This window comes from Neoluteolibacter marinus, from assembly GCF_014904755.1.
GTDB lineage: Bacteria > Verrucomicrobiota > Verrucomicrobiia > Verrucomicrobiales > Akkermansiaceae > Haloferula > Haloferula marina.
The window spans coordinates 1-14,434 of the sequence record NZ_JACZFQ010000027.1 but is presented as its reverse complement, the minus strand read 5'-3'; the positions used below and the strand labels follow the sequence as shown (position 1 = coordinate 14,434).

Here is a 14,434-nt window from a genome sequence, read left to right as displayed (position 1 = left end):
GGCCCCAACGGTTTCGGGTTTGGAAATGCTTCAGAGAGCCGACTTCAACGAATTGAACTGTGCCTTCAGCTTGGCCAGTTCCTTTTCGGTGCGGGCGATCTGATCGTGAAGGGCTTGAAGCTTCGACAGCTTCTTGCCGATCGGGCCAGCGACAGCGGCACCGCCTGCGCTGACGGTTGCCGAACCTCCACCTGCGCCGGAGCGGATCCAGCTCGAGATGGTGAGAGGTGAAATCTTGAATTTCTTGGACGCAGCGCTCTGGCCGCCACGGCCTTTTTCTTCATTCACCTTGTCGACGTAGGCGATAATGTCCGCCTTTTCTTTGGCTGTGTAACGACGGCCTTTGGCCGAATTTACTTTGGAGTTGCTCATGACTCCCAAGGGGTAGTTTCGGCCTCAGTTTATAGCAAGTCAAAACTTGGCGGAGAGAGACAAATTGTTCATGTCTTCGTATTTCTACGATTGGGTCTCCGTAGTGACATTCCCAAAATCGGACACGGTATCGTTAGATCCCTCTGGGTCAGCGGGGAGTGGACTCAGTCTGATCCGGGTTGAAGGCCGGCGACGATGGGTGGAAGGTCATGCATCGAGGTGATCCAGACGTCCGCGGATGACTTGACCTTGGGTCGCTCGACGACACCGCCGAAACCAATGAAGAGATCGACGTCGCCCTTGGTTTCGAGGTCGGAAACGCCGTCGCCAACCATGACTGTCAATTCGGGAGACATTGCATGCTGCCATTCCCGGATGACCTCGGGCTTCCCCCCGTTGCGCGTGGTAGGATAGTCCGCACCATAACCGGCGTACTGGCCCTCGGTGTCGAATTGCAAGGGCACGGCCTCGACGTGATCGATGCCGAGATGCCTTGCTAGCGGACGGATCAGGGGTTCGAAGCCTCCGGAGAGGATGACCGGCGTCCAGCCGGCTTCTTTCAGGGCGGCAATGGCGTCGGTGGTTCCCGGAGTGATGGTATCAACATACTGCCGGGCGACGGCTTCCGCCGTATCCTTGTCGGGGCGGATGATTTCCATCCTCCTGCCGAATACTTCGGAAATGGGAACCCTGCCGTCCATGGCCTGATTGGTGAGGTCTTCCACTTGTCTGAAGGCGTCCGGGCCGCAGGCCCGGCCGAGCTCGTCGATGCCCTCGATGGATGACAAAGTGGAGTCGCAGTCGAAGAAGATGAGCTTTTCCCTGCGAATGCTTGGAGGGATGATCTCGACCGTCGTTCCCGGCTCCACGAGATCGTGGAGTTCGATAATGTCGCGGTTGGACAGCCGGATGCAGCCGCAGCTCGCGGGAGTGCCTAACAAATCCTCCCGGGGGGTTCCGTGGAAGTAGATGAAGCGGTCGAAGGTGTTGGCGTTTTCAGGTTCCAGGCCGCTGATCCGCAGGATGCGGGTGAGGACATGGTCCTTGTCGCAATCGTCCCCTGCTTGCCAGAGGCCGACGGGTTCCCTGCCGACAAAAATGGTGCCGGGGTTCATCCCGGCACCGATCTTCTGGACGACCACGAAGCGTCCGGTCGGGGTGCGGTGGCTGCCGGGTTGGAAGCCGGCACCCTTGGCTGCGGTGGAAACGACGAATTCTCTCACGAGTTCCGGTCCGCGGCGGAGGCGGAGGCGTTGGTCATCGATTGAAACTTCGAGGTGGAGATCGTTCATGACGGTGCTTGGAGTGCGACCAGGGAATTCTTGCCGCCGAGCGCGGAAGCGATTTTGAAGACAATCGCTGAAGGGGAAAGCGTTGCGGGCGTCATGGTGAGGCCGTCCGGGCAGGTGAGACCGGGCAGCGGTGGCGGGAGACGACCCGACCGGAGGAACGCCGCGACGATGACAGACTCGAGCAGGCCGCCCCCGCCAATTCCGTGACCGGTGAATGGTTTGACCGGGCAGATGCAGGAAGGTCCCAGGGCGTTCAGGATCGCCGCGGGTTCGCGCGCCGAGTTGGAGGCGGTGCCGCTGGCGTGGGGGCAGATGGCGGCCGGGTGGCCGAAGCGCTCGACCGCAGCTTCCAGCAGCGCGACAAGACCGGGTGCGCCGGGTGGCATGTCGATGGCGTTGGCCGCGTCCGCGTTGGCGTGGTAGCCGGCGAGCTTGGGGGTGCCGGGGCGACCGCGTGCTTCTAGTGTCAGGGCGGCGGCCGCTTCCGCGGGAATGATCCCGGTGGTCGATGGAGAATAGGGATCATTGGTCCCGTCCTTCGAAAGGATGCCGGTGGCGGCGTAGTTGCCGAGGAGAAGGGGCGAGAGCGGCAGGTCGACGGCGACGACGATGGCGCGCGGCGCCAAACCGGATTGAAGCCAGAGCGACGCCATGCCCAGGGCGTCGAGGCCGGCGGCGCATCCGCTCGCCTGGACCTGCCAGGGCCCGTGGATGCCGAGCTCGATGCTGATGGCGGCGGCGGGCTCGCAGTGGAGGGAGTTGCTGGCGGCCATCAGCGGGAAGGCTCGCCGTTGCGGCCACGCCTCGACACCTCCATCCGCGGTGCCGCGGCTGGAGCCGAGAAAAAGAACGGCCTCGGCCAGCTCCCGGTCATCCCAACCGGCTTCGGCCACGGCTTCGCGGGCGACATGCAGAGCGGCCATCGTGGCCGGGGCCCACTTGCGGTGGGTGAGCAAATGTCGGGGTTCGATCCAAGTGGCGGCGAGGTCGCGGTGGGGGCTGTCGTTTCCCAACAGTCCGCCGAGCTTCCGGAAGTTCGTGCGACCCTGGCGCACGGCGTCGAGATGCGCTGCCAAATCGTGGCCGAGCCCGGACAGGGCGGCGAGGCCGGTGATGGAAAGTGGCGGGTGGATGGACGCGGACTAGAGATGTTGGGCGGCCGATGCCAAGGAAATAGAATCGGTTAGGAGGCTTCGCCGCGCCGCTTCAGCCGGCCGGGTGAATCACAGCATTTCCTCCACGAACTTCTGCTTGCTGAACAAGGCGAACTGTTCCGGCTCTTCCCCGGTGCCGAGAAAGCGCGGGGCAATGCCGAGCTGGTCGTGGATGGCGATGGCGACGCCGCCTTTTCCGGAGCCGTCCATCTTGGTGACGATGAGTCCGTCGAGCGGGCACGCCTTGTGGAATTCCTTCGCCTGTTGCAGCGCGTTGGAACCGGTGGTGGCATCGACCACCAGCAGGGTGAGGTGCGGGGCGGTGGGGTCGTTCTTGGCCAGGGTGCGTTTGATCTTGGAAAGTTCCTCCATCAGGTTGTGGCGGGTGTGCAGGCGCCCGGCGGTGTCGCAGATCAGGTACTTCGAGCCGTCGGCGATGGCCTTCTGGTGGGCGTTGAAGCAAACGGAAGACGGGTCGGCATTGGGCTGGCCCTTTACGACGGGGATGTCGAGGCGCTGGCCCCAACGCTCGAGTTGTTCGACGGCCGCGGCGCGGAAGGTGTCGGCGGCGGCGAGCACGGTCGGCTGGCCGCGGCGTTGGAGCCAATGGGCGAGCTTGGCGCAGGAGGTGGTCTTGCCGACGCCGTTGATGCCGACAACCAGGAAGACGAAGGGCTTGCCGTCGATACGTGGGAGGAGTGGCGGGGAGTCGGCGGGCAGGCGCTGGGCGACGTGGCGGCGGGCGGCCTCGAGCACATCGTCGGCGGAGACCTGGCGTCCGAGATCGCGGAGTTCGCCGACAATCTGGAGGGCGAGTCGGGGACCGAGGTCCGCGGCGACGAGGTCGGCTTCCACCTCGTCCCAGTCGACCTCGGCCTTGTTCGCAAGCTTGTTGTAGAGGGATTTGAAGATGCCGGCCATGGGGAAGCGGGGTTGTAGCGGGGGCGCGCGACGGGGGCAAGTGTGGTGCGAAACGGGCCTCCTGAGACGAATGTGTGTGTTTTTGCAGTTGAATGGGGCGGCTGCTTGAGGATCAATCACCGCGCCCGCCGTTCGGCGCGGACGCAATATTACATGAGCCAAGGATTCAGAAGAGGTGGCGGCGGTGGCCGCCGCAGACGCAACAACGCCGGTCCCCGTGTCCGCAAGGTCGGGGCGGACGGCGAAGAGAAGTCCGTGGAGGTCGAAGGAACGATCACCTCGGTGCTCGCCGGTACCCAATTCCGCGTTGAATTGCAGAGCGGCCACGAGGTGCTGGCCCACATTTCCGGGAAGATGCGCAAGCGCTTCATCCGCCTGGTGATCGGCGACAAGGTGAAGATGGAAATGTCCCCCTACGACGTTTCCAAGGCCCGGATCACCTACCGATTGGGCTGATCCCCGGCCCGGCTTCGTTCAAGCCGGGCTTTCTTCGGTTTCCTCCCCGGCTTCCTCGATGTGAGGAGCCGTGTGGATTCTCCTCTCGATCTCGATCTCGCCCAGCAGGTGGGTTTGGCGGAGCACGAACTGGTTCATTTTCATCAGTTCGAGCACCGCGAGGAAGGTGACAATGACTTCCGACTTCGTGGTGGCGGACTCGAACAGCGAGTCGAAACGGGCCGCCTTGCCGGGCTCGAAGCGGTTCAGGAGCATTTCGATCTTGTCGGCGACGGTGTAGCGGTCGTCGACGATGTCGCCGAGGTCGTGGGACTCCTCGAATCGTTTGAGGACGTTCTGGAAGGCCCGGATCAGGTCGAAGATCGAGATTTCCGCGAGTCCGACCGGTTCGTCGGGCAGCTCGGGCTTTTCGGGTTGGAAGGCGAACGAGCCCTCCTGTTCGACCTCCTTGAGGCTGAGGAATCCGGCGGCGTCCTTGAATTTCTTGTACTCGATGAGCTGGCGGATCAGCTCCCATCGCGGATCGTCTTCTTCCGCGTCCTCCTCGGGCGGCTGGTCCTGGCGCGGCAACATGGTGCGGCTCTTCAGGTACATCAGGTTCGCCGCCATCACGATGAACTCCGCGGCGAGGTCGATGTTCAGCATCCGGAAGGTCTCGATGTAGTCGAGATACTGGCTGGTGATGCGGGCGATCGAAATGTTGTGGATGTCCACCTCGTCCTTCTTGATGAGGTACAAGAGCAGGTCGAGCGGTCCTTCGAAAATATCGAGTCTTACCTTGTAATCGGTGCCTTCCACGGCCGGACAGGTAGGGGATCGGGAGGCGGCGGGCGAGGGGAAATTTGCACTCGCAACGCACCGGGGGGCTGGGTCTAATCCCGCCCTTGCCCGAGGGCTGATTATGGAGGCGGATCAAACTCAGTCGTTCAACCAGAAGCTAAGTCAGTGGATCGCGAGCCAGGGATTCTGGTTCCAGCTGCGCCACTCGATGTCCGGCGGCGGTGGCTGGGCGATGACCTTCAACCATCTCCTCAGGCTGGCGTTCAAGGTGGCGATGGCGCTGGCCGTCGCGGCGGGCGGGTTCAGCATTTACCTCGTGCAGCGGGTGAAATCGGAAGGCTTTGCCGATTCGTTGAGCGCCAGTTTGGCCGACGGGCTGGCGGCCAGTGAAGCGAAGGTGAAGGACTTTTCGCGTAATCAGGGGGAGGTGCAACTGCGTCGGGTGGGTGCCGAAGGCGGGGAAGAGGCGTTTTTCCGGAGTCTCGATGCCGGCAACGTGCGCTTCAAGATGGGCTTGCTGGACGGCATGACGGGCGTGTGGGAGGCCGGCACCATCCAGGCGAAATGGCTGGAGATCAACGTGAAGGCGGGGGCCAACTCCGCGGAAGAAGCGGCGGCCACGGGCATGTCGTTTTTCCGCCAGTGGCCGAGTTTCAAGTTTTCATCGATCGAAGTGGATGAAGCGAGCATCCGTTGGGGCTTCTCGCAGCGCACCGCGGGAAAAATCGAAAAGAGCCGGATGGTGGCCGTCCGCTCCCCGGACGGTTGGCGTCTGGTGTTCAGGGGGGGCACCTTTTCGCAGAACTGGCTGAAGGACCTGGAGCTCAAGGAGCTGGTGGTGGAGTGCGGACGCGACGGAGTGCGGGTGACCAAGGGGGACTTCGAGAAGGACGGCGGGGTCGTCAAGTTCAAGGACCTCAAGATCCGGGGCGGCGAGCAGCCGGTCGTCAGCGGCAAGGTCGATTTGATGAGGGTGCCCCTTGAGGGAATGTTGCCCGAGGCCGTGCGGCCGTTTATCGAAGGAATCGTGTCCGGGGAGTTCGTGCTGTCCGGTTCGACCAACTCGCTTGAGGGCATCCAATTGGAAGGCGACGTCACGATGGGAGGGGGGAACTTGATCAGCTTGCGCGACCGCATCGAGCTGCTGAGAACGCTTTCGACCGTCGATCTGTTCAACAACTACCGCAAGGTGGACATCGACCGCGGCAGCTTTCACCTCAAGACCGGCGGCGGGGCGATGGAGTTGACCCGTGTCGACCTACGGGCCGGCGAGTTGATGACGTTGGCGGGCCGTCTGCATGTGCGCTTCCCGAAAGACGAGGAAGTGGCGGGTTCTCTCAAGTCGAGTTTGAACGGACAGTTCGCCCCGGTCTTCGATCCCGAGCTGAGTGCCGGCCAGGGCACCAAAGGAAGCAGTGGTGAAATCGCCCCCGAGAAGGACGCCGCATCCGGCGGGGAGGACGCGAAGGACATGGCGATCTTCACCCGGCGTACCAAGGAGAAGGTCGAGGACATGCTTCTGCAGGAAGAGATGGCACGGCGGGCCCAAGCCTTGCAGTGCGACGGTGGCATGACGATCACGATCCCGGGCGATGCCTTCGATCGCTCGGAGGTCCTGCGTGAAAGCTTCCCGGTGGATCCCGCGACCGGTCGCGTGCCGATCGACGTCCCGCTCCAGGGGCCCTTGTTCGAGCTGACCCGCCGCCAGTCCGAGGAGATCCTCGATCTGGGAGCCCGCTACTGAGGCATCAGCCCGCGCTTGCCAGGCCGAGGCTGGCGTAGATCTCGCGGGTCGCCTTGCTTTTGTTGAGCGTGTAGAAATGGATGCCGTCCACGTCGTGGTCGAGCAATTCGGCGCACTGTTGGGCGGCGTAGTGGATGCCAACCTTTTCCACCGACGCGGGATCCCCGTTGGCGCGGTCCAGCGCCCGCAGCAGCTTCGCCGGGAATCTCGCACCCGCGGCCAGTTCGGCCATCCGGCTCATGCTGCCGAGTGAGGTGACCGGCATGATGCCGGCAAGGATCGGCACGTCGATGCCGCGCAACCGGCAGCGGTCGCGGAAGTCAAAGAAGTCGTGGTTGTCGAAAAACAACTGGGTGCAGATGTAGTCCGCACCCTCGTCCACCTTGGCCTTGAGATGGTCGAGCTCAAGCAGCCGGTTCGGCGTGGCGGGATGGCCCTCCGGGAATCCGGCGACCCCGATGCCGAAGCCGCGGGGATCCGGGTGGGCGCCGGATTCGTTGAACTTGCGGATGAAGCGGACGAGGTCGCCCGCATGGCGGAAGTCGCAGTCCGACCAGTCATAGTCCGGCCAATCGCGCGGCGGGTCGCCGCGCAGGGCGAGGATGTTGCAAACCCCGGCGTCCGCATAGCGTCGCAGGATCTCCTCGATCTGGCTCTCCGAGTGGCCGACGCAGGTGAGGTGGGGCACCGGCGGGATGGCGGTGGTTTCCCGGATCTTGAGAACCAGATCGTGGGTCATCTCCCGGGTGCTGCCCCCGGCGCCGTAGGTCACCGAGACGAAGGACGGCTGGCAGGACTCCAGCTCGACGATGGTCCCGTAGAGGTCTTCCACTGCCGCGGCGGATTTGGGCGGGAAGAACTCGAAGGAAAAGGAGGGGCGTCGCTTGGCCAGGATGTCGCGGATGTGCATGCGCTTGGAACGGGGGCAGCATGGGTTGACCCGCGGCCCGGGGGGAGGCAAAAAAACGGCGCTGTCGCAACTTCCGCGGTCTCATGGAGTTTTCCACATCGCGGACGGACAGCGTTCCGCCAGCCAATCTACGGTTCATGAAACTCCATCGACACGCCTGGTTCTTCCTACTGGTCACGGGTTCTGCGTTCGCCCAGGAGCCCCCGCCGGAAGGTCCGCCGCCGCCACATGACGGTGAGCCGCGCGAGGGTGGGCCGAAAGGGCCGGAGCGGGACCGCAAGGGCGGCGACCGGATGGAGAAGTTCTGGAAGATGGCCGATACCGACGGCGATGGCTTCATCTCGTCGGAAGAGTTCGCCGCATTGGATCGTCCCGGACAGTTGCCCGCGGACAAGCGCATGGAGTTCTTCGGCCGTCTGGACAAGAACAAGGACGGACGGATTGGACCGGACGAGATGCCCCGCCGGCGCCAGGGCGGCATGCCGCCGCTGGAGCAGGTGGATGCAAACAAGGACGGCAAGATCGACTTCGAGGAGTTCCAGAGACTGGGCTTTGTCGCCCGACTTCCGGAAGAGCGGCAGCGCGAGATGTTCCGCCGGATGGATCACGATCACGACGGGGTCCTCACCCCCAAGGACCGCATGCACGGCAGGTCGCCGCGGGATGGCAAAGGAGGACGCGGATTCAATCCCGCGGAAATGATCAAGGCGCTCGACACCGATGGTGACGGGGCGCTCAGCTTCGAGGAGTTCCGCAAATCGCCCTTCCTGAAGGACAAGGGCGAGGACGAACAGGAGGACCGCTTCGAGGCGATGGACCGCAATGATGACCTCAAGATCGACGCGGCCGATTTCCCGCCGAAGGAAAAGGATCGGGCTCCGGACGGCGGCAAGAAGTGATTCGTCTCAGAAGGTCACCTCGAACCACAAGCCGGCGAACAGGCGGTTGCGTTCCGGGCTGCTGCCCATCGGGATCGAGGTGCCCGCGAAGGGCGTCACGGCCACGCTCTTGTTGAAGGCGTAGGTCCAAGCGATCCGGGCATACAGGTCGTTCCAGCCGCTGCTCCCATAGTAGTCTTCGGTCCAGGAACTTCCCCCCTTCACGCTCAGGAAGGAAGACTCGCCGATCGGTTTCGACCAGCTGGCCTCCAGGTTGCCGTACCAACCGCCGTCGCCGGTGTCGTAGGCGATGGCCGTCCCGAGGTCCCAGTCGTCCGTGAGATGCCAGGTGAAGGAGGGGGAGAGATCGAAGCCGTCGGCGAAGAAGCTGTCCTGGTAGTCGCGCCAGGTGGTGGCGAAGCCGGCGGTCCAATGATCGGTATCGTAGCGCAGGTCGAAAAACGTCGAGGCTTCGGAGAAGTCACCGCTGCCGGTGCCGGTACCATAGAAGCCGCCGAGATTGAGGATCCATTCGTCGGAGAGGGCGATTTCGGCCTCGAGCTGGACGTCGATCAGGTCGCTGGCGAGCTTGAATCCGCGATGGACGTACTCCGTGCGGTAGCCGGTCACCACTTCGATCCCGATCGGAACGTCGTCGGCCACCGATTCGGCAAGGCAGGGGGAGATCATGGCGAGGCAGGCGGCGAGGCGTCTCATGTCTCGGACGATGGCGAATCACGCTGTCGCGGGCAAGTTCAAGCACCCGGTGGAAGACCCCGAAACAGAAGAAGCCGGCCCTAGGGGGCCGGCTTCGTCGTGGCTTTGGTTCAAATCCGGCCCTGCCCTCAGTTGACGGTCTGGATGTCGGACTCCGCCAGGGTGGTGTGGAGGATTTCCTTCCGCAGGCTGCCTCCCTTGCGCTCGCTCCACCACAGCACCACCGGGGCGGCAATGAAGATGGACGAGTAGGTGCCCACGATCAGGCCGATGAGGATCATCAATGAGAAGTCCTGGAGCTGGCCGGTTCCCAGGATGGCAAGCACCGTGACCGTGGCGATGGTCGTAAGGGAAGTGAGGATGGTCCGCGACAAGGTGGCATTGATCGCCTCGTTCATCAGGATCTTCACGTCGCCGTCGCCTTCTTTCAGCGACTCGCGGATGCGGTCGAAGATGATGATGGTGTCGTTGACCGAGTAACCTGCGATCGTGAGCAGCGCGGCCACGTGGATCAGCGAAAGCTCGCCGCCGCAAAGGATGATGATGCCGGCGGACATGACGACATCGTGGATCAGGGCGAGGAAGCCGCCGAGGGCGAAGGAGAACTCGAAGCGCAGGGTGATGTAAGTGAGGATGCCGAGGAGTCCCAGGCCAAGGGCAATGCAGGACTCGATCATGAAGTCCTTGCCGAGCGCCGCCGATACCGAATCGGTGCTTTGCTGGATCGCGTAGACCATATCTCCGGTCTTCTCCCCGTTCTTCACCTCTTCCACTTTCTCTCCCAGGATGGGGAAAGACTCGCGGAGGTTGGCGACGATGGCGTCGACGTCCTGGTCGGCGCAGCGGATGGTGAGCTGTTCGCCGGAGATGGCTTTCTCTTCCTGGACCGACGGGCGCTTCGAGGTCTGGACCTTTTCGAGGCTGGCTTCAACGGCTGCCTGCTCGATGTGGTGGGAGCCCAGTTCGAACTGGATCTGGGTGCCTCCGGTGAAGTCGATGCCGAGGCCCTTTTGACCGCGGAAGACGAAACCACCGAGGCTCGCGAGCAGCAGCAGGCCGGAGACGACATAGGCCGGCTTGACCTTGGAGAGGAAGTCGAAGGTGGAGGACTTGATGAGGTCGAGGAAGCTGAGCTTCTTGAGGAGGTGGAGGTCGTTGCCCCAGCGGAACATCACGCGGGTCACCAAGATCGCGGAGAAGATCGAGGAAAGCAGGCCGATGGTCAGGGTGATGGCGAAACCCTTGACGGTGCCGCTGCCCATCCAGAACAGGATGAGGGCGGTGATGAGCGAGGTGATGTTCGAGTCGAAAATGGCGCTGAAGGCCTTGTCGTAGGCGGCGGAGATCGCCGACTTGAGCGACTTGCCGTGGCCGATTTCCTCCCGCAGTCGCTCGTAGATCAGCACGTTGGCGTCGACCGCCATGCCGATGCTCAAGATCATCCCGGCGATTCCCGGCAGGGTGAAGGTGAAGCCGAACATCGCCATGCCGCCGAAGATCATGATGGTGTTCACGGTCAGGCCGATCAACGCCACCAGACCGGCGGTGCGGTAGTAGATGAGCACGAACAGTGCAGTCAGGGTGAGGCCGATGATGCCGGCCCAGATCCCCTGGGTGATGACGGCGGCGCCGAGGGTGGGGGAGATGACCCGGGTCTCGATGATTTCAAGGGGGTTCTCCAGGGGGTTCTTGAGGGCGTTGGAAAGGCTGCGGGCCTCGTCGTGGCTGGACTGGCCTTCGATCTGGAAGCGCTTGCCGAGTGGGACCGACTGGACGGTCGGAGCGGTGATGACCTCGCCGTCGAGGACCACGGCGATGCGATCGCGGCCGGGAGCCATGTCCTTGGTAAGGTTGATCATCTTGTCGCCGCCGGCAGAAGTCAGGGTGATCGCCACGTTGTGGCTGGCTCCCATCGTTTCCGGGTAAGCGGTGGCGACGTCCTTGCCGGTCAGGGCGACGCGGTTGTTCAGCAGCAGGAACTCGGTGCGGGTGTTGCCCTCGCGGTCCTCGTAGCTGTGCTTGAAGACGCCGAAGCCGGGTTTGCGGGGCTCGTCGCCGGAATCGATCCGCTCGGCGAGGGTACGGCCGTCGGGGCCGGGGTGGAAGCCCTCGAGGTTGACCCTGCGGAGCTCAAGACGGGCGACCTTCTCGAGGAGCTCCTTCACTTCCTCGGACTCCTCCGGCGACATCCCGGGCATCTGGACCAGGATCTTGTCTTCGCCGGTTTCGTAGGTCTGGAGGTCCTTGGTGCCGCGCTCGTTGAGGCGCTTCTCAATGATCGACTTCGCCTGGGTCACATCCTCCTTCATCAGGGGGATCGGCTGGCCGGTGGTCTCGTCGAGCTTCGGCTTCACCTGCAAGGTGAAGGATGAGCCGCCAACGAGATCGATGCCGCCTTTGAGGGATTCCTTCGGTGGATAGAGGGCGAGTGCCATCAGGCCACAAATGCCGAGGATCAGGAACGTGCCGACATTGCGTTTGCGACTCTCAAGCTCGGTGGCGAAGTACCAGAAGAACAGGACCAGCAGGCCGAGGCCCGAGAGGAAGAGGAACATCGGGTCCTTCAGGAGAATGGACGCGAAAAACGTGGACGGGAACATGGCGGAATGGAAAGCGGGTGGCGCTGCGGGCACCGGTTACTTGGCGGCTGCGCCATCCTTCTTGACGACCGTGGCGATGGCAGGCTTGTCGAACTCGACCATCACGCCTTCTGCGATCTTGAGGACCACGGTGCGCTCCTTGATGTTGTGGACGAGGGCGTGAATGCCGGCGGTGGTGATAACTTCATCACCCTTTTGCAGCGCCGCGACCCGTTGCTCCAGTTCCTTGCGCTGCTTCTGCTGGGGCCGGATCAGCAGGAAATAGAACATGACGATCATGAGGACCATCATGATCATCGAGTTGGGGAACCCACTCGGCTGTTGGGCCGCTTCGCCTTGGGCGAGCAGCGTGAGGAAAGAAAGCATCATGCGGATTTTGACTGGGTGTAGCGGCGGATGAAGGAGTCCTTGAATTCAAGGAACTTGCCCTCGGCGATGGCCTCCCGCGCATTGGCGGTGAGGCGGAGGAAGAAATGCAGGTTGTGAAAGGAAAGCAACCGCAAAGCGAGGATTTCCCCGGCACGGAAAAGGTGCCGGATGTAGGCGCGGGTAAAGCGGGCGACGTGCGGATGGGCGCTTTCGCAGAGCGGTCGCTCATCCTTCGCGAACTCGAGGTTCTTGATATGAATCGGGCCGTCCAGGGTGAAGGCTTGGCCGTGGCGGGCGACCCGGGTGGGCATCACGCAGTCGAACATGTCGACCCCGCGGCTAATCATTTCCAGGATCTGGGGTGGTGTGCCGAGCCCCATGGCGTAGCGCGGCTTGTCCTCGGGCAGGAAAGGCACGCTGTGTTCCACGGCGCGCATCATTTCCTCCTCGGGCTCGCCGACCGAAACGCCGCCGATGGCGTAACCATCGAAGCCGAGATCGACCAGTTCGCGGGCGGAACGTTCGCGGAGATCCGCCCAGATCGAGCCTTGGACGATGCCGAAATGCCGCTGCTTGCCGCTGCCGCTGGTCGGCTGGTGGGTTTCGACCCAGTCCTTGCAGCGCTTGGCCCAGCGGGTGGTGAGGGCGAGGGACTTCTCCGCATACTTCCGTTCGCAGGGGTAGGGCGGGCACTCGTCGAAAAGCATCGCGATGTCGGAGCCGAGGGAGGCCTGGATCTCCATGCTGAGTTCGGGGGTCAGCAGCATCCGCGTGCCGTCCAAGTGGTTCTGGAAGCGCACGCCCTCCTCGGTGATCTTCCGCAGCTTGGCCAGGGACCAGACCTGGAAACCGCCGGAATCGGTCAGCATCGGCCGGTCCCAGGAGGCAAACCGGTGCAGCCCGCCGAGGTCCCGGATCAGTTCGTGGCCGGGGCGCAGCCAGAGGTGATAGGTGTTTCCCAGGATGATCTGGGCGCCGAGCAGGTCCAACTCGTCCGGATGCAGGGTCTTCACGGAGCCCTGGGTGCCGACGGGCATGAATATCGGCGTCTCGACCGTGCCATGGGCCAGTTCCATCCGGCCGCGCCGGGCCTGGCAGGAGGGATCGCGGGAGAGAACCTGAAACATCGGGCGCGCGGTTTACGGGGAAAACCCGCGGCGGGCAATGGATAAGCAAGCGATCCGGAAATCCGGACATAGGAAAGGGCGCGAACAGATTCCCCCCGGAGTCAAGATTCGCGCCCTTTCTGGATCAGCTGGTTTTCCTCGCGGCGACTCGGTCGGCAAAGGTTTCCCCCCGGAAACCCGTGCCGGAAAAATGAATCAACGGATCAAACCAAGCTGTTGTGAGCGGCCGCCGAAGCAGCACGAACACGGTGGCGACGCTGCCCAAAAACTACGGATGAGGAAAGTTTTAAGTGATCCTAAATGGAAACATTTTCTCCGGAACCAACCGGAAATGCAGTGATTCCAGCGCTTTAACGGCAAAATCCTGCGACAGACCGAGCGCCGGATTGCCAGCGCATCGAGAGCTTGTTAGGTAGCGGGGCATGAAACTGATCCGCTACGGCGAACCGGGGCGCGAGGAGCCCGGCATCATTCTGGATGACGGCCGGCGGGTGGACGTCGGGGGGCAGTTCAACGACTACGACGAGGGCTTTTTCGCGCTCGGCGGGCTGGAGGCCCTGCAGGCCTGGGTCGACGACGGTTGCCCCGACGCCGAGGACATCCTGCCGGGGGTGAGGATCGGTCCGCCGGTGGACCGGCCGTCGAAGATCGTCTGCGTGGGAAAGAACTACCTCGACCACGCCAAGGAGTTCGGCGAGGGCATTCCCACGGAGCCGGTCCTGTTCCTCAAGGCTCCGACCTGCTGGAGCGGGCCCTTTGACGACGTCATCAATCCGCCGGGTGCCACCAAGCTCGACTATGAGGTGGAGCTGGCGATCGTCATCTCCCGCACCGCGTCGTCGGTGAAAGAGGAGGATGCCCTGAGCCACGTGGCCGGCTACTCGGTTTTTTGCGACTACTCCGAACGGGCCTTCCAGAAGGAACTCGGCGGCCAGTGGACCAAGGGGAAGAGCTGCGACACCTTCGGTCCGATGGGGCCGTGGCTGGTCCCCGCATCGCAAATTCCGGACCCGCAAGGGCTCAGGCTGTGGTGCAAGGTCAACGGCGAGATGCGCCAGAACGGCTGGACGGGGGACATGATGTTCGGCGTCCGGCATCTGGTCAGCTACATCAG

The 14,434-nt window shown here is 63.1% G+C and carries 14 protein-coding genes; 4 read left to right on the top strand and 10 right to left on the bottom strand.

Annotated elements, in window-relative coordinates; translation table 11 throughout:
- Positions 1-30: 30 nt before the first annotated feature.
- From IG178_RS07805 to ftsY, 4 genes are all read right to left on the bottom strand, one after another.
- Complete coding sequence (locus IG178_RS07805; RefSeq protein ID WP_193211976.1) at positions 31-372, bottom strand: hypothetical protein; 342 nt, start codon at positions 370-372, stop codon at positions 31-33.
- 164 nt (positions 373-536) lie between these two features.
- Positions 537-1,664, bottom strand: a complete 1,128-nt coding sequence (locus IG178_RS25435; RefSeq protein WP_226895123.1) for an HAD-IB family phosphatase — start codon at positions 1,662-1,664, stop codon at positions 537-539.
- Positions 1,661-2,719, bottom strand: a complete 1,059-nt coding sequence (locus tag IG178_RS07790; RefSeq protein WP_193211975.1) for a beta-ketoacyl synthase N-terminal-like domain-containing protein — start codon at positions 2,717-2,719, stop codon at positions 1,661-1,663. Before IG178_RS07790 ends, IG178_RS25435 begins: the two co-directional genes overlap by 4 nt.
- Positions 2,720-2,887: 168 nt before the next feature.
- Positions 2,888-3,739, bottom strand: coding sequence for a signal recognition particle-docking protein FtsY (ftsY, locus tag IG178_RS07785; protein WP_193211974.1), 852 nt, complete (start codon positions 3,737-3,739; stop codon positions 2,888-2,890).
- Positions 3,740-3,892: 153 nt separating this feature from the next.
- Between ftsY and infA the strand changes: the two genes are divergently transcribed.
- Positions 3,893-4,195 carry a translation initiation factor IF-1 gene (gene infA / locus IG178_RS07780; protein ID WP_193211973.1) on the top strand — a complete coding sequence of 101 codons (303 nt, stop codon included), beginning with the start codon at positions 3,893-3,895 and terminating at the stop codon, positions 4,193-4,195.
- A gap of 18 nt (positions 4,196-4,213) precedes the next feature.
- On the opposite strand, the gene IG178_RS07775 is transcribed toward infA, so the two are convergent.
- Entirely contained in the window at positions 4,214-4,993 is a 780-nt protein-coding gene (locus IG178_RS07775) for a segregation/condensation protein A (RefSeq protein ID WP_193211972.1), read from the bottom strand.
- Between the two features lie 103 nt (positions 4,994-5,096).
- On the opposite strand from IG178_RS07775, the gene IG178_RS07770 reads away from it, so the two are divergent.
- Complete coding sequence (locus tag IG178_RS07770) at positions 5,097-6,719, top strand: hypothetical protein (protein WP_193211971.1); 1,623 nt, start codon at positions 5,097-5,099, stop codon at positions 6,717-6,719.
- 4 nt (positions 6,720-6,723) lie between these two features.
- Here IG178_RS07770 and metF read toward each other — a convergent pair whose 3' ends face one another.
- Complete coding sequence (gene metF / locus IG178_RS07765; protein WP_193211970.1) at positions 6,724-7,629, bottom strand: methylenetetrahydrofolate reductase [NAD(P)H]; 906 nt, start codon at positions 7,627-7,629, stop codon at positions 6,724-6,726.
- Positions 7,630-7,766: 137 nt separating this feature from the next.
- Between metF and IG178_RS07760 the strand changes: the two genes are divergently transcribed.
- Complete coding sequence (locus IG178_RS07760; RefSeq protein ID WP_193211969.1) at positions 7,767-8,528, top strand: EF-hand domain-containing protein; 762 nt, start codon at positions 7,767-7,769, stop codon at positions 8,526-8,528.
- A 6-nt stretch (positions 8,529-8,534) separates the two neighbouring features.
- Here the strand turns inward: IG178_RS07760 and IG178_RS07755 are convergent, their stop codons facing one another.
- The 4 genes from IG178_RS07755 to tgt form a co-directional block, all read right to left on the bottom strand.
- Positions 8,535-9,224: a hypothetical protein gene (locus tag IG178_RS07755; protein WP_193211968.1), complete on the bottom strand. Its 690-nt coding sequence runs from the start codon at positions 9,222-9,224 to the stop codon at positions 8,535-8,537.
- Positions 9,225-9,352: 128 nt separating this feature from the next.
- Positions 9,353-11,824 carry a protein translocase subunit SecD gene (gene secD, locus IG178_RS07750; RefSeq protein WP_193211967.1) on the bottom strand — a complete coding sequence of 824 codons (2,472 nt, stop codon included), beginning with the start codon at positions 11,822-11,824 and terminating at the stop codon, positions 9,353-9,355.
- A 36-nt stretch (positions 11,825-11,860) separates the two neighbouring features.
- Entirely contained in the window at positions 11,861-12,193 is a 333-nt protein-coding gene (yajC, locus tag IG178_RS07745; RefSeq protein WP_226895121.1) for a preprotein translocase subunit YajC, read from the bottom strand.
- A complete protein-coding gene (gene tgt, locus IG178_RS07740; RefSeq protein ID WP_193211966.1) occupies positions 12,190-13,320 on the bottom strand; it encodes a tRNA guanosine(34) transglycosylase Tgt in 1,131 nt (376 codons plus the stop codon). The genes yajC and tgt overlap by 4 nt, the downstream gene beginning before the upstream one ends.
- Before the next feature lie 422 nt (positions 13,321-13,742).
- On the opposite strand from tgt, the gene IG178_RS07735 reads away from it, so the two are divergent.
- Positions 13,743-14,434: fumarylacetoacetate hydrolase family protein (locus tag IG178_RS07735; RefSeq protein ID WP_193211965.1), on the top strand; the 692-nt coding region annotated here is incomplete at its 3' end.

Bases quoted from the DNA above. Each gene is read 5' to 3' on its own strand.
- IG178_RS07805 (WP_193211976.1), bottom strand. From the start codon at position 372: ATGAGCAACTCCAAAGTAAATTCGGCCAAAGGCCGTCGTTACACAGCC.
- IG178_RS25435 (WP_226895123.1), bottom strand. From the start codon at position 1,664: ATGAACGATCTCCACCTCGAAGTTTCAATCGATGACCAACGCCTCCGC.
- ftsY (WP_193211974.1), bottom strand. From the start codon at position 3,739: ATGGCCGGCATCTTCAAATCCCTCTACAACAAGCTTGCGAACAAGGCC.
- infA (WP_193211973.1), top strand. From the start codon at position 3,893: ATGAGCCAAGGATTCAGAAGAGGTGGCGGCGGTGGCCGCCGCAGACGC.
- IG178_RS07770 (WP_193211971.1), top strand. From the start codon at position 5,097: ATGGAGGCGGATCAAACTCAGTCGTTCAACCAGAAGCTAAGTCAGTGG.
- metF (WP_193211970.1), bottom strand. From the start codon at position 7,629: ATGCACATCCGCGACATCCTGGCCAAGCGACGCCCCTCCTTTTCCTTC.
- IG178_RS07760 (WP_193211969.1), top strand. From the start codon at position 7,767: ATGAAACTCCATCGACACGCCTGGTTCTTCCTACTGGTCACGGGTTCT.
- IG178_RS07755 (WP_193211968.1), bottom strand. From the start codon at position 9,224: ATGAGACGCCTCGCCGCCTGCCTCGCCATGATCTCCCCCTGCCTTGCC.
- secD (WP_193211967.1), bottom strand. From the start codon at position 11,824: ATGTTCCCGTCCACGTTTTTCGCGTCCATTCTCCTGAAGGACCCGATG.
- yajC (WP_226895121.1), bottom strand. From the start codon at position 12,193: ATGATGCTTTCTTTCCTCACGCTGCTCGCCCAAGGCGAAGCGGCCCAA.
- tgt (WP_193211966.1), bottom strand. From the start codon at position 13,320: ATGTTTCAGGTTCTCTCCCGCGATCCCTCCTGCCAGGCCCGGCGCGGC.